Origin of the sequence: Rhizobium sp. AN6A (genome assembly GCF_900215635.1) — a bacterium.
GTDB classification, from domain to species: domain Bacteria; phylum Pseudomonadota; class Alphaproteobacteria; order Rhizobiales; family Rhizobiaceae; genus Agrobacterium; species Agrobacterium tumefaciens.
In genome coordinates this window covers 2,119,310-2,138,936 of sequence record NZ_OCNC01000004.1, presented here as the reverse complement: position 1 = coordinate 2,138,936, position 19,627 = coordinate 2,119,310, and the positions used below count along the sequence as shown (strand labels likewise).

Below are 19,627 nucleotides of genomic sequence, written 5' to 3'. Positions count from 1 at the left end.
GAATCGTCGTTTCCGGCAAAGCCGGTCAAGGAAAGCCATCTGCGGCAGGAAATTCACCCGCAGCAGGAAATCATTCCGAAACCGGCAAACCGTCTTCCGTAAACGACTACAATATCGGCGCGAAAATCGAAATGGCTTTCGCAAGCCGCAATGCGTTCTTCAAAGAAGAGCGCTCTCAGGCACCCGGCGGGAGGGAGCCGCACCCGCTTTAGGCGGTTTGCGGCGCCGGGTTTTCGTCGTGATTTATGCTTCGTAGCGACGCAGTACGAGGGAGGCGTTGGTGCCGCCAAACCCGAAGGAGTTCGACAAGGCGACGTTGACCTGCCTCTTGCGCGCCTTGTGCGGCACCAGATCGATCTTCGTCTCCACGTCGGGATTGTCGAGGTTCAGCGTCGGCGGAACGATGTTGTCACGGATCGCAAGCGTGGCGAAAATCGCCTCGATAGCGCCAGCTGCTCCGAGAAGATGGCCGGTGGCCGACTTTGTGGAAGACATGGAAATCTTCGACGCCGCGTCACCAACCAGCCGCTCGACCGCGCCAAGCTCGATCGTATCGGCCATGGTGGAGGTGCCGTGGGCGTTGATGTAGTCGATATCGTCAGGCGTCAGGCCGGCGCGCTTCAACGCCATCGCCATGCAGCGGTACGCGCCATCGCCATCTTCAGACGGTGCGGTGATGTGGTAAGCGTCACCGGAAAGGCCGTAACCGACGACTTCGGCATAAATCTTTGCGCCGCGCGCCTTGGCATGTTCCAGCTCCTCCAGAACGACGATGCCGGCACCTTCGCCCATGACGAAACCGTCACGGTCGCGATCATAGGGACGGGATGCCTTCTGCGGATCGTCGTTATGCTGGGTGGAAAGCGCCTTGCAGGCGGCAAAGCCGGCAAGCGCGATGCGGCAGACCGGCGATTCGGCACCACCTGCGACCATGACCTCGGCATCGCCGAACGCGATCATCCGGGCAGCATCGCCGATGGCATGCGCACCGGTCGAGCAAGCCGTCACTACGGCGTGGTTCGGACCGCGCAGCTTGTGACGGATGGAAACGTGGCCGGAAACCAGGTTGATCAGACGGCCGGGAATGAAAAATGGAGAAATGCGGCGGGGGCCCTTGTCGCGCAGCGTATAGCCCGCCTCGACAATACCTTCCAGACCGCCAATGCCGGAGCCGATCAGAACGCCCGTGGCGATCTGGTCCTCGTCCGTTTCGGGATGCCAGCCGGCGTCCGCAAGCGCCATGTCGGCGGCGGCCACACCGTAAAGGATGAACGGATCGATCTTGCGCTGCTCTTTGAGTTCCATCCAGTCATCGGCATTGAATGTGCCGTTGGAGCCATCGCCGACGGGAATGCGACAGGCAATCTTTGCGGGCAAGTCTTCGACTTCGAACTCAGTCACGAGACGGGCACCGTTCTGGCCGGCAAGCAGCCGTTCCCAGGTGATTTCCGTTCCGCATCCAAGAGGAGATACCATGCCGGTACCGGTGATAACGACACGCCTCATCGCCAACGCTCCGCCCTTATCCAAATCATCGGTCTTTTTGCAACGCCACACACCATGGAATGGCGGGAACAGGCGCTGCACCATTTTGAATGTCCGCATAATCTTCCGCAGGCCAGAGCCGGTTCGGAAACCTATGCATTCGTCAGGACGCACGTCTTTCGGGCGCGTTCTGTTTCACGATAAAATATTGGCCCGGACAAGCCGGGCCAAGACGGGAGGTTGTTACACCTCCCCAATACAGGTCGATCAGGCCTGGGCCTTCTCGATGAACTTGACAGCGTCGCCAACAGTCAGGATCGAGTCAGCTGCGTCGTCGGGGATCTCGACGCCGAATTCTTCTTCGAAAGCCATGACCAGTTCAACGGTATCGAGCGAATCAGCGCCCAGATCGTCAATGAAGCTTGCGCCTTCAACAACTTTGTCGGCGTCGACGCCCAGATGATCAATTACAATTTTCTTTACGCGTTCTGCGATATCGCTCATGTCGGTTTCCTCGACCTTTATTTTGAAGGGAATGCCTTACGGCACCCTGCCCTGTTAGAAGCCCTCATGCGCCGTTCAAATCCGGCACTGCTGGCAAACCCGTTCAACCCGGTCCAAGCTAGACATCGTCGCGCAAAATCGCAACGGCTTCCTGTCTCTCCGGGACGACTGTTCACAGTCTTGGCCCGATTAACACGGTTTCAACCGGTCGAAAAGCCTGAAAACGCGCTAAGCACAACGTATGACAGGCAATTTCGCCGGAAACCGGCATGGGGGGTCTTGCAGCGCCCGACACCAAACAAGGTGCAGAAACAGCGCCGCAATCGTTTCAAGACGCCTTTCAGGTGGCGTCAGATCATCGCCATGCCGCCATTGACGTGCAAGGTCTGGCCGGTCATGTAGGCAGCTTCATTGGAAGCCAGATAAAGTACGGCCGAAGCGACTTCGGCGCCCGTTCCCATGCGCTTCATGGGAATGGCACCCATGATGGCGTCTTTCTGCTTGTCGTTCAGCTTGCCGGTCATCGCGCTTTCGATGAAGCCAGGTGCCACGCAGTTGACGGTGACGTTTCGGGTGGCGATTTCCTGTGCCAGCGACTTCGAAAAACCGATCATGCCGGCCTTGGAGGCACAGTAGTTCGCCTGACCGGGATTGCCGGTGACGCCGACGATGGAGGTGATGTTGATGATGCGGCCGAAACGGCGGCGCATCATCGGATGCGTCAGTTCACGCGTCAGGCGGAACATCGCGGTCAGGTTCACCTCGATGACGTTGTCCCAGTCCTCGTCGCTCATGCGCACGAACAGGCCGTCCTTGGTGATGCCGGCATTGTTGACGAGAATGTCGACGCCTTCCAGCTCGGCCTCGGCCTTTTCGCCCAGCGCCTTGACCTCGGCGCGATCGGCAAGGTTGGCCGGGAAAATCTTGATGCGGTCGCCAAGTTCCGCAGCCAGGGCTTCGAGCTTTTCAACGCGCGTGCCGTGCAGGCCGACGGTTGCGCCCTGGCTGTGCAGAAGGCGGGCGATTTCCTCGCCAATGCCGCCGGTCGCGCCGGTTACGAGAGCCTTGCGGCCTGTCAGATCAAACATGTTCCGTTCCTTCTTTAGAGCAATTCCGCAAAAAGCCTTTTAGCGGAATTGCATCGGGAATTACCGTAAAACAAAAAGCCGATGCGGGGCGAAGCCCGTCTCAGCCGATAAGAGTGGCGAGAAGCTGGTCGATATCGGCAGCGCCGTTGACGGCAACGCCGTTCACCGTCTTGTCGATGCGACGGGCAAGACCGGTCAGCACCTTGCCGGAGCCGATCTCGTAAAGCTGCATCACATTGTTGGCGGCGAACCATTCCACCGTCTCGCGCCAGCGCACCTGGCCCGTCACCTGCTCGACCAGCAAAGCGGCGATCTCATTGGCGTCGGAAACGGGGGCGGCACGCACATTGGCGATAACAGGCACGACCGGGTTATTCTTTTCGACAGCCGCCAGCGCCTCGCGCATGGCTTCCGCCGCCGGCGCCATCAGCGCGGAGTGGAAGGGCGCGGAAACCGGCAGCATGATGGCGCGCTTGGCGCCCTTTTCGGAAGCGATCGCAGCCGCCTTCTCGACAGCCGCCTTGCCGCCGGAGATGACCAGCTGGCCGCCGCCATTGTCGTTGGCGATCTGGCAGACGCCGAGAATGGAAGCCTCTTCACAGATTGCCGAAACAGCATCGTGCTCCAGCCCGATGATCGCGGCCATCGCGCCCTCGCCCACCGGCACGGCAGCCTGCATGGCGTTGCCGCGAATGCGGAGAAGCCGTGCGGTATCGGCAATCGAGAAGGTGCCGGCAGCACAGAGCGCCGAATATTCACCGAGCGAATGGCCAGCGACATAAGAAACGGCATCGGAGAGCTTCAGACCGCGCGCTTCCAGAACCCGCATGACTGCCATGGACACCGCCATGAGCGCCGGCTGAGCGTTGGCCGTCAGCGTCAGCGTTTCTTCCGGGCCATTCCACATGATGTCGGAGAGCTTCTGGCCGAGCGCGTCATCGACCTCCTGGAACACAGCCCGTGCTTCCGGATAGGTGTCGGCGAGTTCCTTGCCCATGCCGACGGCCTGGCTTCCCTGACCGGGAAATGTGAATGCAATACCCATGGGATGTGGTCCTTCTTGTCTGGCCTTGCCTTTATTCTTTTCGACTTCCATTCACATTCCGGCCTGCGGAGTCAAGGCTTGAAGCCCTTCGGCACCCCATCGACGCGGTTTTGCCGATCTATTTTCCCCTTTCTTTTCATCATATTTTTTCTTGCACTGCGGCAATTCCCGATTACTTTCATGCCACCTTTCAAAATATCTGGCCAAGCACCGGGACATTTCCATGAAAAAGAGACTATTGGGCCGCACGGGCATTTCCGTGTCCGAAATTTGCCTTGGCACAATGACGTGGGGCACGCAGAACACTGAAGCCGAAGCGCATGCGCAGATGGATTACGCGCTGGAGAACGGCGTCAATTTCTTCGATACGGCCGAGCTTTACCCCACCACCCCCGTTTCCGCCGAAACGCAGGGACGGACGGAAGACTATATCGGCACATGGTTCGAAAAGACCGGCAAGCGTGACCAGGTTGTGCTCGCCACCAAGGTCGCCGGTTCCGGGCGTGACTATATTCGCGGCGGGCGCGATATCGATGCGAGCGCCATCCGCGAGGCGGTAGATACCAGCCTCACGCGCCTGAAGACGGATTACATCGACCTCTATCAGATCCACTGGCCGAACCGCGGCACCTATCACTTCCGCGGCGCCTGGAGCTTTGATGCTTCTGGTCAGGAAAAGGAGCGCACGCTTTCCGAGATCACCGAAAAGCTCGACACGCTCGGCGAGCTCGTAAAGGCCGGCAAGATCCGCGCTATCGGCCTTTCCAACGAAAGCGCCTGGGGTACGCAGAAATATATCGATATTGCCGAGGCCCGTGGCCTGCCGCGCGTCGCAACCATCCAGAACGAATATAACCTGCTCTATCGCAGCTTCGATCTCGACATGGCGGAAGTCGCCCATCACGAAGATGTCGGCCTGCTGGCCTACTCGCCGCTGGCGGCGGGGCTGCTCACCGGCAAGTATCAGAACGGCGCACGCCCTGCGGGCTCGCGCGGCACCATCAACAAGGACCTCGGCGGTCGCCTGCAGCCGCATCAGGAAGCACCGGTCAAGGCCTATCTGGAGCTTGCCGCACAACACGGCCTCGATCCGGCCCAGCTCGCCATCGCGTTCTGCATGACACGCCCCTTCATGGCCTCCGCCATCATCGGCGCAACGACTATGGATCAGCTGAAGGTGGATATCGCAGCAGCCGATGTCACCTTGTCCCACGACGTCCTGAAAGGCATCGCGGCGATCCATCGGCAATATCCGATGCCGATCTGACGACAGCGCAGCGCGCTTTTTCGCCTCCGGTCCTTGCATTCCGGGCAAAAATGGGTATAAGCGCGCTGTTCACAACACCCGGTCCAATTGGCTGGTGGCTGAACGGAGGGCTGGTTTCGGTAACGAAACAGCAGGAACCATAAGGTTTTTCCGGCCTCCCGTGTCTCCGCTCTCGACCGTCTCGAACAACGCTTTTCTTGCTTTAAGGCTTCGCAGCCTAACCAGGAGCAGTCGTTGAGGCTTAGCGCCGTTGCCGGGTGAAGGACGAAACGCAAGAAAGGCAAAGCTTAAATGGCTCTTTACGAACACATCTTCCTTGCCCGGCAGGATATTTCTGCCCAGCAGGTCGACGCACTTGTCGAGCAGTACAAGGGCGTTATCGAATCGTTCGGCGGTAAAGTCGGACGCGTCGAGAACTGGGGTCTGAAGTCCCTCACCTACCGCATCAAGAAGAACCGCAAGGCTCACTACGCTCTCATGGACATCGACGCTCCAGCGCCTGCGATCCACGAAATCGAGCGCCAGATGCGCATCAACGAAGACGTTCTTCGCTACATGACCATCGCCGTCGAAGCCCACGAAGAAGGCCCGTCCGCGATGATGCAGAAGCGCGACCGTGACGACCGTCCGCGCCGCGATGGCGACCGTCCGGATCGTGGCCCGCGTGAAGATCGTGGTCCCCGCGCACCGCGCGAAGGTGGCTTCGGCGACCGCGAAGACCGTCCGCGCCGTCCGCGCGAAGACCGTGCATAAGGAGAATTGACCAATGGCTGATACATCCTCTTCCCAGGCACGCCGCCCGTTCCACCGCCGTCGCAAGACGTGCCCCTTCTCCGGCGCAAACGCTCCGAAGATCGACTACAAGGACGTTCGTCTCCTGCAGCGCTACATTTCCGAGCGCGGCAAGATCGTTCCTTCCCGCATCACGGCCGTTTCCCAGAAGAAGCAGCGCGAACTCGCCCAGGCGATCAAGCGCGCCCGTTTCCTCGGCCTGCTGCCTTACGTCGTAGCATAATGATTTGAAACGAGGCCGCGCTTTGGCGCGGCCTCGTCTTCCACGATGCAACTGACTTTTAATCAGTAGGTTGCGAGTTCAAATCCTTCCGCGTTGGGCGCGGATCGATACCATAAAACCCATGTTGGGGACGACGATCCTGATTGGACCGGTCCTCTAACTGCTCAAGTTTCCAGCAGGACAGCGAAGTGCAAAAGTTGAACCAGACAGTGCTGATCACCGGCGTTCTCGCCGGCATATGCGCCGCGTTTCTAACGCTTGGCGCAACGGCACAGTCGTCCTTTTCCTTCCTGCTTTACGCCGGTTCCGCCATGCCCATCTTCATCGCCGGCATGGGCTGGGGCAACCGCGCAGCCGTCGTTGCGATCATCACCACGGCTATCATCGGCGCACTCGTCATATCGCCGCTTTTCTCGCTGACCATCGCGATCTTCACGCTGATCCCGGCGGGCTGGCTTTCGCATCTTGCCAATCTGGCTCGCCCGGCCTCGGAACTCGGCGGCCCGGATGACCTGCTTGCCTGGTATCCGCTGTCAGGCATCGTCCTGCATCTCTGCCTTCTGGTTTCGGTCGCCGTCGTCATTCTCGGCTGGATGATCGGTTACGGTCCCGATCTCGTCGCGCGCATGGTCGATCTGATGATGACCTCCGTGCAGAGCCGCGAACCGCTGTTCGAACCCAATGTCGAGGCACTGGCGCAGACGAAGTCGCTGCTGGTTCTGATGCTGCCGATCGTTCAGGGCGGCCTGTGGGTCATCCTTTTGTTTGCGGCCTATTATTTCGCGGCCCGGCTGGTCGGTTCCTTCGGCAAGGGTCTTCGCCCGCGCGAGGACATTCCTTCCGCACTTCGCATGCACCGCAACGCCATCTTCGTTTTTCTCTGCGGCATCGTCGCCATGTTCTTCGGGGGCGTCGCCGCCATGGTCGGCGCAGTCGTCTGCGGCACCTTCTGCGCGGGCTTCCTGATGGCGGGTTACGCCTCGCTGCACAAGCGCGCGCGTGGAAAGGACTGGCGACTGCCGGTTCTCATCCTCGCCTATCTCTCGGCGGTCTTTGTCTTCCCGCTGCTTATCATTCTCGTGTTGGGATTGAGCGACGTGCGCAGCACGATCTCCCTCACCCCGACGCGGAAAACTGACAATACGAACGAAACCAACACATAGAAAGGATCAAGAAGATGGACGTCATTCTTCTCGAACGCATCAACAAGCTCGGCCAGATGGGCGAAACCGTAAAGGTTCGCGACGGTTACGCACGTAACTTCCTGCTGCCGCAGGGCAAGGCGCTGCGCGCCAACGCCGCCAACAAGACCCGTTTCGAAACCGAGCGCGCAACGCTTGAAGCCCGTAACCTCGAGCGCAAGTCGGAAGCCCAGAAGGTTGCCGAAGCACTCGAAGGCAAGTCCTTCATCGTCGTTCGCTCGGCTGGCGAAACCGGTCAGCTTTACGGTTCTGTTGCTGCGCGCGACGTCGTTGAAATCCTCGGCGCTGAAGGCTTCAACATCGGCCGCAACCAGGTTGAACTGAACACGCCGATCAAGACCATCGGCCTGCACAACGTTACCCTGCACCTGCACGCCGAAGTCGAGCTTCAGGTCGAGCTGAACGTTGCCCGTTCTGCCGAAGAAGCCGAGCGTCAGTCCAAGGGCGAAAGCCTCACCTCCGCCGACGCCATCTACGGCGTTGACGAAGACGCCCTGCGTCCGGAAGACTTCTTCGATCCGGAAGCTGACGGCAACGACGACGACGACGACGAATAAGATTTGGCTTAGCGGCCATAAGAAAAGCCCGGATGGCGACATCCGGGGTTTTTTTGGTTTTTGACGGTGGCGTGGAGTGTGCGGAGAGGTTACCCCCCTCTGCCCTGCCGGGCATCTCCCCCACAAGGAGGGAGATCAGCAGGGCGATCCCACATCGCTGATAGCCGCAACGTTGAGGTTGTCGAGCGCAAGCCACAATTCGATCTCCCCCCTTGTGGGGGAGATGTCCGGCAGGACAGAGGGGGGTGCCTCTCGGCATACTCAATAGCCAGACTACCTCGCCGCCGTCTCCGCCCCCTCAGGCGACGTACTCTTGTCCACATGCACAACCACCGACATGCCCGGCGACAGATCCGCTGCCAGCGGCTGATCGGCGTCGATTGCGATGCGCACGCCGAGACGCTGGGCGATCTTCACGAAATTGCCGGTGGCATTGTCGGGCTTGATGACGGCGAATTCCGAACCCGTGGCGGGCGAGAACCGCTCGACACGGCCGTTGAGCTTGCGGCGATGCAGGGCATCCACCGAGATCGTAACCGGCTGGCCGACCTGCATGCCCGCGAGCTGGGTTTCCTTGAAATTGGCGATGACCCAGACATCATGCGGCACAACCGCCATCAACTGCGTTCCGGCCGTCACATACTGACCGGTGCGCACGCCGATTTCGCCGAGCCTGCCGTCCACCGGCGCGTGAATTTCGGTATTGTCGAGATCGATCCTGGCGAGTTCGACCGCAGCCTCGGCATTGGCTACAGCGGCCTGCAGGGAACTGCGGTTAACGATGATCGTCTGCAAATCTTGCCGCGAGACCTCAAGTGCCGCTTTCGCCTGCGAGAGCGATGCCCTCGCCTTTTCAAGCGCGGCATGCGCCTCTTCCTGCAGGCTGGAGGTGCCGACACCGCTTTTGATGAGGTTGTCCTGACGGTCTGATGCCAGCTGCGCCTGTTTCAGAGATGCCTGCGCGCTATCGACAGCCGCCTCGCTGGAACGGATATTGGCATTGGCGGCGTTTTCCTGCTGGCGGGAATTGTCCAGTGCCGCCTTTTGCGTATCCAGCGCGGCTCCCGCCTGCGCCTGCTTCTGGCGGTAGATTCGGTCGTCGATCTTCGCCAGCAATGTGCCCTGTTTGACCTCCTGATAGTCCTTCACCGGCACATCCACGACATAACCGCTCACCTGCGGGCTCATCGTCGTCACGTAACCACGCACGAAGGCGTTGTCGGTCATTTCGACGGTTGAGAGGAATGGCGGCAGGCGCCATGCATAAAGCACGAGCGCGACGCCGGCGAGGCCGCCCAGCAGAACGAGAATGGAAACGGGGGTAAAAATCTTCTTCAGCATATTATCACTCTTGGAGGTTCAAGACTGTGGCGCCGGCGCGGCATCGACATTGTCCCGGAAAAAGCGGGGACGGATGCGCAGCCATGCAAGGTGGAGCAAAAGCGCCATGAGCGCCAGCGCCGCAACGGTGGAAATCAACAGGAACGTATCGTTATAGGCGAGCACATAGGCTTCCTTGGTAACCTGCTGACCAAGGAGCGAAAGCCCCTCGGCCTTCAGTAGCGCCGGATCGGTGATGACGTGGCTGTAGGCGCCGGAAAGCTGCGACACGCGCTGGGCGACCAAAGGGTTGGTGAGCAGGATATTTTCTACCAGAATATTGGAATGGAATTTTTCGCGCAGCGTCACAAAACTGCCGAGCAGCCCGGTCATCAACATCGATCCGGTAATCTGGGTGAACAGGAAGATGGTGATGAAATTCACCAGATAGGGGGCACCGCGCGCAAGTGCGGCAGCAAACCCCTTGGCCATCACGGGCGGCAGGAACATGGCCGCACCGAAGGCGATCATCATCTGGCTCAGATACATCTGCGCTGGCCGCGTCAGATTGTTGGACTGGCTGTCCAGAAAAGCGCCGGCCGCAATCAGGGTAAGCGCAATCACATGAGCGGTATCGACATATTTCGTCAGCATCAGCCAGGCACAGGCCGCACCGCCGAGAACCGTCGCCAAAAGCACCAGAGCATAAAGCGTGATCGTCTGGTCGTTCAAAAGGCCAAGCTGCTGGTAGAAACTCACCGCCGTAGAGGATTGCTCGGAGGAAACCGCACGGTAGATGAGCAGGACCGCTATGACATGCAGGTTGGTTTTCGAAAAAATCCAGCGCAGATCAAGCAGCGGGTTCTTGCGAGGCAACTCGATGACGACCATCAGCGTGAGAAGCGTGATAGACGTGGCCAGAAGCACGCCCAGCCACCATGTTTCGAACCACCAGTAAAACCGGCCAAGTGTGAGCATGACCGCAAGACAGCCAAGGCCACCCGCGAACAGAAGGTAGCTCAGAATATCCGTGCGCTCGATGACTTTCGCGCGCGGCGGCGGCGTGACTTTCAACAGGTAGATCAAGGCGAGCGAGATCAGCGCGAAGCCCATTTCCATGGTGTAGAGGGCATTCCAGCCGCCTATTTGCAGCAAGGAAGGCGAGACGATGCGCGCGAGCGGTGCAGACAGCAAGGTTCCGGTGAGCGCGATGCTGAAGCCCAGCGAGAATTTCCGCGCTGGCGGAAAGGCTTCCAGAATGTAGAGAAAGCCGAGCGAAGAAAGCGGTGCCGCCGCCATGCCGCTGAGGAAGCGGATGACGATCGCCGAATGCAGGTCTGTCACGAACAGGTTGAGGCATGAGGCGACGACGAAGACGATGATCGAAAGTTCGGCAAAGGGCCGCAGGCCATATTGCGTTCGCACCTTGAACAGCGCGATGGAAAACGTGGCGTAGGGGGCCATATAGGCGGCGGAAAGCCAGGCGACCTCGGCCACCGTGGCGGAAAACTCGCCCTGCAACTGGTAGAGATTGGCCATGACGAGGTTCATGCCCAACCCTTGGGTGATGAAGAACGCCAGGCCCGCAAAGATGAAACACAGCCGCAGCCACACTGGCCGCTCCACCGGTTGCGGCGCGGCGGCGGCAGCAGCAGATTCCGGCGCGCTCGCCGGCTTTACCGTCACGTCGGCATTTTCAGAGGCGGTCTCATCTGCCGTTTGCGGCACCACGGTACTCACGATTGCGCCCTCCCGCTTGCCAGATTTTGCAGATTGGCCGAAAGCCTGCGCATGACATCCAGCGCCATCGCCAGATCCTGCGAGGAAACATCGGCGGCGATTTCAGAACGGAGCGATTTTGCCACCGCCTGCACCGTTTCGGAGGTTTTCTCGCCCTCCTCCGTCATGTGGATGCGTTTGGCGCGGCGGTCGGTTTCGTCGGAGCGGCGCTCGATGAGGTTCTGTTTCTCCATGCCGTCAAGCACGCGCACCAGCGTCGGCGTTTCGATTTCCATTTCCTCGGCAAGCTCCGTCTGGGTCAGCGGCCCGCGTCGCGACAGCGCGAAAAGCGCACGCGCACGCGCCAAAGTCAGGCCGCTTTCCCCTACCCGCGCGTCAAAAAATGCGCGCAGCTTGCGGGTGAAGGCGGACACCTCGTCCAGAAGCTGTTCCTTGTCGGTTTCGCGGGACATGTCAGCAAGCCTTATAATTAGCACACTACTTATTTTCTGCCTATTTATTTGGAAGCCTGCCGATTTTCAAGTTTCTTTCACGTCGGGTCTGCCATGCGATAAACTCATGGCAGCGAATCACGTTGCCGGGAATTTCCCGCCCCTTGTCCCCACCCGCCTGTGGATTGCTGGGGACAACTGAAGATGTGATCCAGCTTCGCAGACAGGACGTCAGGCTGCCATAGAGTGTTGCAACAATATCATTGACTGCCATGGCCAAGGAAGCCAAACCCGAAGTGTAGTGGCAAGGCAAAGGGAGATCGTGCAAACCATGAACGACGCTGTGAGAAAGATCACCCCCGCGCAACCGGCGGAACCGCATTACCGCGAGGCGCCGAACAATATCGAGGCCGAACAGGCGCTGCTGGGCGCCATCCTCGTCAACAACGACGCCTATTACCGCGTGTCAGACTTCTTGAAGCCCGTGCATCTTTACGAACCGCTGCACCGCAAGATTTTCGAAGTGGCGGGCGACATCATCCGCATGGGCAAGACCGCCAATCCGGTGACCATCAAGACCTTCCTGCCCGCAGACGACAAGGTCGGCGACCTGACGGTGGCGCAATATCTGGCGCGTCTGGCGGCAGAAGCCGTTTCGATCATCAATGCGGAAGATTACGGCCGGGCGATCTACGATCTGGCGCTGCGCCGCGCGCTGATCCAGATCGGCGAGGATGTCGTCAACATCGCCTATGATGCGCCGCTGGACATGCCGCCGCAGGCGCAGATCGAAGACACCGAGCGCCGCCTGTTCGAACTGGCGGAAACCGGTCGCTACGATGGCGGCTTCCAGTCGTTCAACGACGCTGTGGCGCTGGCGATCGACATGGCGGGCGCCGCCTTCGAGCGTGACGGCAATCTTTCCGGCATTTCCACCGGCATCCATTCGCTCGACGCCCGCATGGGCGGCCTGCAGCGTTCCGACCTTATCGTACTTGCCGGTCGTCCGGGTATGGGCAAGACCTCGCTTGCCACCAACATCGCCTATAACATCGCTGCGACCTACGATCAGGAAGTTCAGCCTGATGGTTCGTTCAAGGCGAAAAACGGCGGCGTCGTCGGCTTCTATTCGCTCGAAATGTCGTCCGAACAGCTGGCAACCCGTATCATTTCAGAGCAGACGGAAGTGTCTTCCTCGAAAATCCGCCGCGGTGACATTACCGAGGCCGATTTCGAGAAGCTCGTCGCCTGCTCCCAGATGATGCAGAAGGTGCCGCTTTACATCGACCAGACCGGTGGTATCTCCATCGCCCAGCTTTCCGCCCGTGCCCGTCGACTGAAGCGCCAGCGTGGTCTTGACGTTCTGGTGGTCGACTATATTCAGCTGATGACCGGCGCCGGCAAGAGCGGTGAGAACCGCGTGCAGGAAATCACCCAGATTACCACGGGCCTGAAGGCGCTCGGCAAGGAACTCAACGTTCCCATCATCGCGCTTTCACAGCTCTCCCGTGCTGTGGAAAGCCGTGAAGACAAGCGCCCGCAGCTTTCCGACCTGCGTGAATCGGGCTCGATCGAGCAGGACGCCGACGTGGTGCTGTTCGTGTTCCGTGAGGAGTATTACGTCAAGAACATGGAGCCGCGCGATATTTCCGATCCGAAATATGCCGAGTGGGAAGCCCTGTTTGACAAGGTGAAAGGCACCGCCGACGTCATCATCGCCAAGCAGCGTCACGGACCGACCGGCACGGTGAAACTCGCCTTCCAGTCCGAATTCACCCGCTTTGCGGATCTGGCCGACCCGAGCTTCAGCCAGTACGAAGAGCATTGATCTGAACCGAGGGCGAAACCGGGTCAGCGTTTCGCCCTGCATGCTCTAAATCGAAACTGGGGAATCTTTTCAGAACTTTGGCGGGATTGCCTCACAATCCGATTCCGCGCAAAAGCGCAACGGTGACGACGCCGAGCGTTGCGGCTGGGAGCAGGCTGAGGCGGAATGCCGCGACTGCCGTCACCGCGCAGGCGATTGTTTCTGCCATTCCGCTTGAGAATGCCGTTGGCGTCACCACAGCCATCAAGACGGCAGGCGGAACCACGCCGAGCGCTTTTTTCAGACGCGGCGTCAGGGTGAAATGATTGACCAGCAGCAGACCCCCAAGACGCGTAGCGACGGTGGCCGCCATCATGGCGAGGATCGCCAGCAGGGTGTTGGTATCAAGCGTCATGCCGGCTGCTCCACCTCGTCCTCGCGACCGAAGGCTGCGACGGAAAGCCCCGCAAGCGCACCGGCGGCTATGTACCAGGCGCCTGGGACCAGCGCGTGCGTGACAAACGCGGCGGCAGCGCTTGCCAGCAGCACCAGGCCCGTTTCCCTGCCCTTCCAGAACCCCATCAGCAGCACGATGAAGACGGCCGGAAAAGCGAAGTCCAGACCGATGACCGTCATGTCCCCCATCACCGAGCCTAAAAGTGCGCCCGTGAGCGTGGCGAGGTTCCAGACGAGGTAAATCGAAAGCGCAGCACCGGTGAAAAATGCGGCCGTCAGCCTGCCGGCAACTGCCCTGAATTCCGATAGCGCCCAGGACTCGTCCGTCAGCACCAGCATGGCCGCATATTTTCGCCAGCCGGTAAAGTCATCGAGCTTGCCGGCGATGGAAGCGCTCATCAGCACATGGCGAAGATTGACCAGCAGCGCGGCAAAACCGAGCGCGCTCCAGCTTGCCGGATGCGTCCACAGATCCATGGCGACGAATTGCGAGCCACCTGCAAAGACGAGAATCGACATCAGCGAGGCTTCCAGCGGTGACAATCCCTTGCCGACCGCGACTGCACCGAACACGGCGCCGATCGGCACCATGGCGACCACCAGGGGTGCCGCAGCTCTCAGTCCTGCGCCAAGCTCTGCACGTTTTTCCAGTACGGACATTGCATTCTCCTTTTCAGAGACATGCGATTACGCCCGCAAGTTTTTCCAGTCTTGAATGAAAGTGACGTTGCGCTTCGGAATGGCCACCAAAATCACGCCGTCCGGAATTGTCCCGGTGTGACGCCGGTACGTGCCTTGAAATGCCGCGTAAAATGCGCCTGATCGGCAAAACCGCACAGCGCCGCCACCTCGGCCGGCGTTTCGCCGGAACGCAGAAGACGGCGCGCGCGCCTTATGCGCACATCCGTCAGATAGGCGTGCGGGGTGATATGAAACTCCTTGCGGAAGGCCCGGATGAGATGCGCGCGGCTGAGACCGGCGATGGACGCCAGTTCCTCAAGGCCGATATCGGTCTCGTAATTATCGGAGAGATAGTCGCGAGCGGTATAGACCGCCGTCTTCTCGCGGGTTTCAACGGCCAGGATAACGGCGCTGCCATGCCTGCCGAACAGTGCCGCCAGAACCGAGAACATGCCCTCATCTGCCTCAAGAGCGCCGGACTTGGCCTCCAGCCTCCGATGCGCCATCTGAAAAGCGGCCGCCATCTGCGGATCACGCGGCAGAAACCGTGGAAAGGACGGCATGCCATGGAAAGCCCTGCCCGTCACATCCTCGATAATATCACGCAGTAGCGCTGCGTCGGGATAGATCATCCGATAACGATAACCGCCGCCACCCGGCGCACCATCGTGAATCTCGTCCGGATTGATGAGATAGAGATGCCCCGGCCCGGTCTGTTCCCTGGTGCCCTGAATGGTGGAAATCTGCGAGCCGCTTTCGATCGCGCCGATCGAGAAGGTATCATGCGCGTGCGGCGAATATTCATGTGTCAGAAACGTCGCGCTCAGACATTCCATGCCGCCAAAACGTGGGTCGCGCCAGAAACGCGTCGTTTCCGTCGCTGCAACCGGCATGACGTCTATGGCCTGTTCCTGCGAAACATTGTGCATAGAACGACTTTAAACCAATCGGTCATTACCGTCTTGAACAAAAGTGCTAGGGTCCGAACCGGTTCCAAATCAACCGGACGCATGGCATGACAGACGACTTCGAAGACACATTTCCCGAACACGAAACCGACGCTTTCGAACATGCGCCGCTGAGGGTGACCGTCGATCTCGGCGCGCTTGCCGACAATTGGCGCGACATGAAAAAGCGGTCCGGCAAGGCGCGGACGGCGGCCGTCGTGAAAGCGGATGCCTACGGGCTCGGTATCGAGGATTGCGGCGCGACGCTCTACCATGCCGGCGCACGCGACTTCTTCGTGGCCACGATGTCCGAAGGTGCGACCTTGCGATCCTATGCACCGGAAGCGCGCATCTTCGTGCTGTCAGGCATCTGGCAGGGCCAGGAGCGTCAGGTCTTCGACAATGATCTCGTGCCGGTTCTGGCCTCGGAGGAACAGCTCTCCTTCTGGATGGCGACGGTTGCCGAACGCGGCGAACACCCCTGCGCGCTGCATGTGGATACCGGCTTCAACCGGCTTGGCCTGCCGCTGGACGACGCGCTGTTTCTGGCCGACGACGTGACCCGGCCGGCGAGTTTCGATCCGGTTCTGGTGCTCTCCCACCTCGCCTGCGCCGACACGCCGTCTTCGCCGATGAACAGGATTCAGCTCGAATCATTCCACAAGGTTAGCGCCGCTTTCGAAGGTATCGAATCAAGCCTTTCCGCCTCTGCCGGAATCTTTCTGGGACCGGATTACAATTTCGATCTCACCCGCCCCGGCATCGCCCTTTACGGCGGCGAGGCAATCAACGATGTGGCAAACCCGATGCGGCCCGTCGCAAAGGCCGAAGCGCGGATCATCCAGATTCGCGAGGCCGGCGAAGGCCAGACCGTCAGCTATGGCGGCACCTATTTGCTGAAACGGGCAAGCCGCCTTGCCATCGCTTCCGTTGGTTATGCGGACGGATACCAGCGGTCGCTTTCCGGTTCCGGCATTCCCTTGCGCGAAATGGGGCATGGCGGCGCTTACGGCATAGTCAACGGCCACGAGGCGCCGGTCGCCGGTCGTGTAACCATGGATCTCACCATTTTCGACATCACGGACATACCGGCAAACGCCGTCCGCACCGGCGATTATATCGAGCTTTTCGGCCCGAAAGTGCCGCTCGATGAGGTGGCGCGCGCCGCCGGCACCATCGGTTACGAAATGCTGACGGGGCTTGGTTTGCGCTACGAGCGGCAATATCTGATGGCTGACGACTGAACCACGTCTTTAGCTCTTGGAAAGCGGAAGCGACCTGTGCTAAAAGAGAACAAAAGGAGATCGAAATGCCCGAAATCCATTTGAGCGAGCAGGACAAAAAGTTCATCGAAGAGCAGGTGGCTGCGGGTGTCTATAGCGATGCGGACGCCGTTATTCATGCGAGCCTGCAATTGCTGAGCAGCGATGAAGGAAAAAGAGCCGCGCTTAAATTGCTGATACAGGAGGGCATTAGCGACGCTGAAGCCGGCCGGGTTCACCGCTATGCCTCACAAGACGACTTCCTGAGCGATATCAAACGCGTTTCCGCGCAGCAAAAAACGGGGACCGGTCATTAAAATCCGGACCCCAATCTGGACCACGCGGGCAAGGCGCGATCTTACCGAAGACCATGCCTATATTGAAACCGAAAATCCCGTTGCAGCGGATCGCCTCGTTCTCGATATCTTCAACAAAATCGAATCGATAGCGACGCTCGGCTCGTCCGGCGTCTCAAGAAGCGGGTATGGAGCCGGGCTCCGCAGCATTACCTTTCGCGAGCGCGTCATCTTCTTTCGTGTTGACGAGGCCGATCTAACCGTTCTGCGCTTGCTGCACGGCCACCAGGACAATTCCGCCAAAGATTTCAAACAAGAAGAAAACTGACATAGATGGCCAAAGCCAAGACCCAATTCGTGTGCCAGAACTGCGGCACGGTTCATACCCGCTGGGCGGGAAAATGCGAAGGCTGCGGCGAGTGGAATACCATCGTCGAAGAAGACCCGATGGGCGGCATCGGCTCCGGCCCCGGCAAGACGCCGAAAAAGGGCCGGGCGGTCGCGCTCACGGCGCTTTCGGGCGAGATCGAGGAGGCACCGCGCATTCCGACCGGCATCAGCGAACTGGACCGGGCAACCGGTGGCGGTTTCGTGCGCGGTTCGGCGGTGTTGATCGGCGGCGATCCCGGCATCGGCAAATCGACCCTGCTGATGCAGGCGGCGGCGGCCCTTTCGCGGCGCGGACATCGCGTCATCTATGTTTCTGGCGAAGAAGCGGTAGCGCAGGTGCGTCTGCGCGCCCAGCGGCTGGGTGCGGCTGAAACCGACGTGCTGCTGGCGGCAGAAACCAATGTCGAGGATATTCTGGCGACGATTTCCGAGGGCAAACGCCCCGATCTCGTCATCATCGATTCCATCCAGACGCTATGGAGCGACACGGCCGATTCTGCTCCCGGCACGGTAACGCAGGTGCGCACCGGCGTGCAGGCAATGATCCGTTACGCCAAGCAGACGGGCGCAACCATGGTGCTGGTGGGCCATGTGACCAAGGAAGGCCAGATCGCCGGTCCGCGCGTGGTGGAGCACATGGTCGACGCCGTGCTTTATTTCGAAGGCGACCGCGGCCACCATTACCGCATTCTGCGCACCGTCAAGAACCGCTTCGGGCCGACGGACGAGATCGGCGTGTTTGAAATGTCCGACCGCGGATTGCGCGAGGTCTCAAACCCGTCCGAACTGTTCCTTGGCGAGCGCAATGAGAAATCTCCCGGCGCCGCGGTCTTTGCCGGCATGGAGGGCACCCGTCCCATTCTGGTCGAGGTGCAGGCGCTGGTCGCGGCCACCTCGCTCGGCACGCCGCGCCGCGCCGTGGTCGGCTGGGACAGTTCGCGGCTCGCCATGATCCTTGCCGTGCTGGAAGCCCATTGCGGCGTGAAGCTCGGTCAGCACGACGTTTATCTGAACGTCGCCGGCGGATACCGCATTTCCGAACCGGCTGCGGATATGGCGATAGCCTCTGCGCTGGTTTCCTCGCTTGCCGGTCTTGCCCTGCCCGCCGATTGCGTCTATTTCGGCGAGATCAGCCTGTCGGGCGCGGTACGGCCCGTCTCGCATACGGGCCAGCGTTTGAAAGAAGCTGAAAAACTCGGTTTCTCCGCCGCACTTCTGCCGTCTGCTTCGGCTGAATTGCCGAAAGCGGGCAAGGGGCGCTGGACGGAAATAGAAAGCCTGCCGGACCTCGTGGCGCGCATCGCCGGTTCCGGCAACCGGTTCAAACAGGTTGAGGACGACTAAGATTGATCCTTTCGCCAAGGGAAACAGTGGTGTAAGAGGATCGCACAATTGGCAAGGCAGCGCCTGACAGGGCGTCGCACCTCCGGAGTTGGTATATGCCCATTACAATTTTCGACGGCATCGTCATCGCCGTTGTTCTTTTCTCCGCCATTCTCGCGATGGTGCGCGGTTTTTCCCGCGAGATTCTGTCCATCGCGAGCTGGGCCGGTTCGGTCGCCGCCGCCTATTATCTTTTCCCGATCCTGCTGCCCTATGCACGCAACTATACCGATGACGACAAGATCGCCATCGCCGGTTCGGCAGGCGTCGTCTTCCTCATCTCCCTCGTCGTCATTTCCTTCATCACCTCGCGCATTGCCGATTTCATCATCGACAGCCGCATCGGTGCGCTGGATCGCACGCTGGGTTTCCTGTTCGGCGCAGCGCGCGGCATTCTGCTGCTGGTCGTCGCGGTTGCCTTCTGGAACTGGCTGGTGGATGTGAAGACGCAGCCGCAATGGGTAACACAGGCCAAGTCCAAGCCTTTCCTCGACGGGCTGGTGGGCAAGCTGGAGGCGGTCCTGCCTGACGATATCGAGCCGCAGATCCGCGCCCGTATCCTCGGAAAACCGCAGGAACCGGCAGCCGCGCAGACGCCTGCGGAAGATGCACCGGCGACAAATGCGCCGGCAACGAATAATTGACACAGTGTCGCGCCTTGCAATGCATGCAAGGCGCGCTATTTGTGCTAAATATCAAGCACGACACAGACAGGCCGACCGGGAGACAAGCTCACCGGAGAGGTCTTTCG

General features: G+C 60.0%; 21 protein-coding genes. 11 read left to right on the top strand and 10 right to left on the bottom strand.

Going from position 1 to position 19,627, the window contains the following annotated elements; genetic code table 11:
* Positions 1-243 precede the first annotated feature (243 nt).
* The 4 genes from fabF to fabD all read right to left on the bottom strand — a co-directional run bounded on the left by fabF (position 244) and on the right by fabD (position 4,122).
* Positions 244-1,506: a beta-ketoacyl-ACP synthase II gene (fabF, locus tag CRO62_RS23105; RefSeq protein ID WP_065661575.1), complete on the bottom strand. Its 1,263-nt coding sequence runs from the start codon at positions 1,504-1,506 to the stop codon at positions 244-246.
* 246 nt (positions 1,507-1,752) lie between these two features.
* Entirely contained in the window at positions 1,753-1,989 is a 237-nt protein-coding gene (locus CRO62_RS23100) for an acyl carrier protein (RefSeq protein ID WP_003502080.1), read from the bottom strand.
* Positions 1,990-2,339: 350 nt separating this feature from the next.
* The gene (gene fabG, locus CRO62_RS23095; protein WP_097102127.1) at positions 2,340-3,077 is read right to left on the bottom strand and encodes a 3-oxoacyl-[acyl-carrier-protein] reductase; all 738 of its coding nucleotides are present in this window, start codon (positions 3,075-3,077) and stop codon (positions 2,340-2,342) included.
* Positions 3,078-3,177: 100 nt separating this feature from the next.
* On the bottom strand, positions 3,178-4,122 hold the full coding sequence (fabD, locus tag CRO62_RS23090; protein WP_097103251.1) for an ACP S-malonyltransferase: 945 nt from the start codon (positions 4,120-4,122) through the stop codon (positions 3,178-3,180).
* Positions 4,123-4,345: 223 nt separating this feature from the next.
* Between fabD and CRO62_RS23085 the strand changes: the two genes are divergently transcribed.
* The 5 genes from CRO62_RS23085 (at position 4,346) to rplI (ending at position 8,163) form a co-directional block, all read left to right on the top strand.
* The gene (locus tag CRO62_RS23085; protein WP_097102125.1) at positions 4,346-5,389 is read left to right on the top strand and encodes an aldo/keto reductase; all 1,044 of its coding nucleotides are present in this window, start codon (positions 4,346-4,348) and stop codon (positions 5,387-5,389) included.
* 291 nt (positions 5,390-5,680) lie between these two features.
* A complete protein-coding gene (gene rpsF / locus CRO62_RS23075) occupies positions 5,681-6,142 on the top strand; it encodes a 30S ribosomal protein S6 (protein ID WP_003512373.1) in 462 nt (153 codons plus the stop codon).
* A 13-nt stretch (positions 6,143-6,155) separates the two neighbouring features.
* Positions 6,156-6,404: a 30S ribosomal protein S18 gene (gene rpsR / locus CRO62_RS23070; protein WP_003496832.1), complete on the top strand. Its 249-nt coding sequence runs from the start codon at positions 6,156-6,158 to the stop codon at positions 6,402-6,404.
* Positions 6,405-6,592: 188 nt separating this feature from the next.
* Positions 6,593-7,567, top strand: a complete 975-nt coding sequence (locus CRO62_RS23065) for a DUF2232 domain-containing protein (protein WP_097102122.1) — start codon at positions 6,593-6,595, stop codon at positions 7,565-7,567.
* Between the two features lie 14 nt (positions 7,568-7,581).
* Positions 7,582-8,163: a 50S ribosomal protein L9 gene (gene rplI / locus CRO62_RS23060; RefSeq protein ID WP_097102120.1), complete on the top strand. Its 582-nt coding sequence runs from the start codon at positions 7,582-7,584 to the stop codon at positions 8,161-8,163.
* Between the two features lie 273 nt (positions 8,164-8,436).
* On the opposite strand, the gene CRO62_RS23050 is transcribed toward rplI, so the two are convergent.
* Genes CRO62_RS23050 through CRO62_RS23040 form a run of 3 tightly spaced genes read right to left on the bottom strand, consistent with a single transcriptional unit; the run spans position 8,437 to position 11,675 of the window.
* Entirely contained in the window at positions 8,437-9,504 is a 1,068-nt protein-coding gene (locus CRO62_RS23050; protein ID WP_097102118.1) for an HlyD family secretion protein, read from the bottom strand.
* An 18-nt stretch (positions 9,505-9,522) separates the two neighbouring features.
* Positions 9,523-11,223 (bottom strand): MFS transporter, encoded by a 1,701-nt coding sequence (locus CRO62_RS23045; protein ID WP_013635833.1) that lies wholly within the window; start codon positions 11,221-11,223, stop codon positions 9,523-9,525.
* A complete protein-coding gene (locus tag CRO62_RS23040; RefSeq protein WP_003512359.1) occupies positions 11,220-11,675 on the bottom strand; it encodes a MarR family winged helix-turn-helix transcriptional regulator in 456 nt (151 codons plus the stop codon). The genes CRO62_RS23045 and CRO62_RS23040 overlap by 4 nt, the downstream gene beginning before the upstream one ends.
* 310 nt (positions 11,676-11,985) lie before the next feature.
* On the opposite strand from CRO62_RS23040, the gene CRO62_RS23035 reads away from it, so the two are divergent.
* Positions 11,986-13,482, top strand: coding sequence for a replicative DNA helicase (locus CRO62_RS23035; protein WP_003512358.1), 1,497 nt, complete (start codon positions 11,986-11,988; stop codon positions 13,480-13,482).
* Between the two features lie 91 nt (positions 13,483-13,573).
* On the opposite strand, the gene CRO62_RS23030 is transcribed toward CRO62_RS23035, so the two are convergent.
* The 3 genes from CRO62_RS23030 to CRO62_RS23020 all read right to left on the bottom strand — a co-directional run bounded on the left by CRO62_RS23030 (position 13,574) and on the right by CRO62_RS23020 (position 15,527).
* Positions 13,574-13,876: an AzlD family protein gene (locus CRO62_RS23030; RefSeq protein WP_097102116.1), complete on the bottom strand. Its 303-nt coding sequence runs from the start codon at positions 13,874-13,876 to the stop codon at positions 13,574-13,576.
* Positions 13,873-14,577, bottom strand: coding sequence for an AzlC family ABC transporter permease (locus tag CRO62_RS23025; protein WP_097102114.1), 705 nt, complete (start codon positions 14,575-14,577; stop codon positions 13,873-13,875). The genes CRO62_RS23030 and CRO62_RS23025 overlap by 4 nt, the downstream gene beginning before the upstream one ends.
* A gap of 92 nt (positions 14,578-14,669) precedes the next feature.
* Positions 14,670-15,527, bottom strand: a complete 858-nt coding sequence (locus CRO62_RS23020; RefSeq protein WP_179784605.1) for an AraC family transcriptional regulator — start codon at positions 15,525-15,527, stop codon at positions 14,670-14,672.
* 86 nt (positions 15,528-15,613) lie between these two features.
* Here CRO62_RS23020 and alr point away from each other — a divergent pair, with 86 nt between their 5' ends.
* The 5 genes from alr to CRO62_RS22995 all read left to right on the top strand — a co-directional run bounded on the left by alr (position 15,614) and on the right by CRO62_RS22995 (position 19,520).
* On the top strand, positions 15,614-16,789 hold the full coding sequence (gene alr, locus CRO62_RS23015) for an alanine racemase (protein WP_097102112.1): 1,176 nt from the start codon (positions 15,614-15,616) through the stop codon (positions 16,787-16,789).
* A 65-nt stretch (positions 16,790-16,854) separates the two neighbouring features.
* Positions 16,855-17,124: a type II toxin-antitoxin system ParD family antitoxin gene (locus CRO62_RS23010; protein WP_097102110.1), complete on the top strand. Its 270-nt coding sequence runs from the start codon at positions 16,855-16,857 to the stop codon at positions 17,122-17,124.
* Positions 17,078-17,431: a type II toxin-antitoxin system RelE/ParE family toxin gene (locus CRO62_RS23005; RefSeq protein ID WP_323455523.1), complete on the top strand. Its 354-nt coding sequence runs from the start codon at positions 17,078-17,080 to the stop codon at positions 17,429-17,431. The genes CRO62_RS23010 and CRO62_RS23005 overlap by 47 nt, the downstream gene beginning before the upstream one ends.
* Positions 17,432-17,436: 5 nt before the next feature.
* Positions 17,437-18,837, top strand: coding sequence for a DNA repair protein RadA (gene radA, locus CRO62_RS23000; RefSeq protein ID WP_003512347.1), 1,401 nt, complete (start codon positions 17,437-17,439; stop codon positions 18,835-18,837).
* Positions 18,838-18,932: 95 nt separating this feature from the next.
* A complete protein-coding gene (locus tag CRO62_RS22995; protein ID WP_097102108.1) occupies positions 18,933-19,520 on the top strand; it encodes a CvpA family protein in 588 nt (195 codons plus the stop codon).
* The last annotated feature ends 107 nt before the right edge of the window (positions 19,521-19,627 follow it).

What these genes read in the sequence shown, in the direction of transcription:
- rplI (WP_097102120.1), top strand. Translation starts at nt 7,582, where the DNA reads ATGGACGTCATTCTTCTCGAACGCATCAACAAGCTCGGCCAGATGGGC.
- CRO62_RS22995 (WP_097102108.1), top strand. Translation starts at nt 18,933, where the DNA reads ATGCCCATTACAATTTTCGACGGCATCGTCATCGCCGTTGTTCTTTTC.
- fabF (WP_065661575.1), bottom strand. Translation starts at nt 1,506, where the DNA reads ATGAGGCGTGTCGTTATCACCGGTACCGGCATGGTATCTCCTCTTGGA.
- CRO62_RS23040 (WP_003512359.1), bottom strand. Translation starts at nt 11,675, where the DNA reads ATGTCCCGCGAAACCGACAAGGAACAGCTTCTGGACGAGGTGTCCGCC.
- CRO62_RS23020 (WP_179784605.1), bottom strand. Translation starts at nt 15,527, where the DNA reads ATGCACAATGTTTCGCAGGAACAGGCCATAGACGTCATGCCGGTTGCA.
- CRO62_RS23030 (WP_097102116.1), bottom strand. Translation starts at nt 13,876, where the DNA reads ATGACGCTTGATACCAACACCCTGCTGGCGATCCTCGCCATGATGGCG.
- CRO62_RS23050 (WP_097102118.1), bottom strand. Translation starts at nt 9,504, where the DNA reads ATGCTGAAGAAGATTTTTACCCCCGTTTCCATTCTCGTTCTGCTGGGC.
- rpsF (WP_003512373.1), top strand. Translation starts at nt 5,681, where the DNA reads ATGGCTCTTTACGAACACATCTTCCTTGCCCGGCAGGATATTTCTGCC.
- CRO62_RS23010 (WP_097102110.1), top strand. Translation starts at nt 16,855, where the DNA reads ATGCCCGAAATCCATTTGAGCGAGCAGGACAAAAAGTTCATCGAAGAG.
- fabG (WP_097102127.1), bottom strand. Translation starts at nt 3,077, where the DNA reads ATGTTTGATCTGACAGGCCGCAAGGCTCTCGTAACCGGCGCGACCGGC.
- rpsR (WP_003496832.1), top strand. Translation starts at nt 6,156, where the DNA reads ATGGCTGATACATCCTCTTCCCAGGCACGCCGCCCGTTCCACCGCCGT.
- CRO62_RS23085 (WP_097102125.1), top strand. Translation starts at nt 4,346, where the DNA reads ATGAAAAAGAGACTATTGGGCCGCACGGGCATTTCCGTGTCCGAAATT.
- CRO62_RS23035 (WP_003512358.1), top strand. Translation starts at nt 11,986, where the DNA reads ATGAACGACGCTGTGAGAAAGATCACCCCCGCGCAACCGGCGGAACCG.
- CRO62_RS23100 (WP_003502080.1), bottom strand. Translation starts at nt 1,989, where the DNA reads ATGAGCGATATCGCAGAACGCGTAAAGAAAATTGTAATTGATCATCTG.
- radA (WP_003512347.1), top strand. Translation starts at nt 17,437, where the DNA reads ATGGCCAAAGCCAAGACCCAATTCGTGTGCCAGAACTGCGGCACGGTT.
- CRO62_RS23025 (WP_097102114.1), bottom strand. Translation starts at nt 14,577, where the DNA reads ATGTCCGTACTGGAAAAACGTGCAGAGCTTGGCGCAGGACTGAGAGCT.
- fabD (WP_097103251.1), bottom strand. Translation starts at nt 4,122, where the DNA reads ATGGGTATTGCATTCACATTTCCCGGTCAGGGAAGCCAGGCCGTCGGC.
- alr (WP_097102112.1), top strand. Translation starts at nt 15,614, where the DNA reads ATGACAGACGACTTCGAAGACACATTTCCCGAACACGAAACCGACGCT.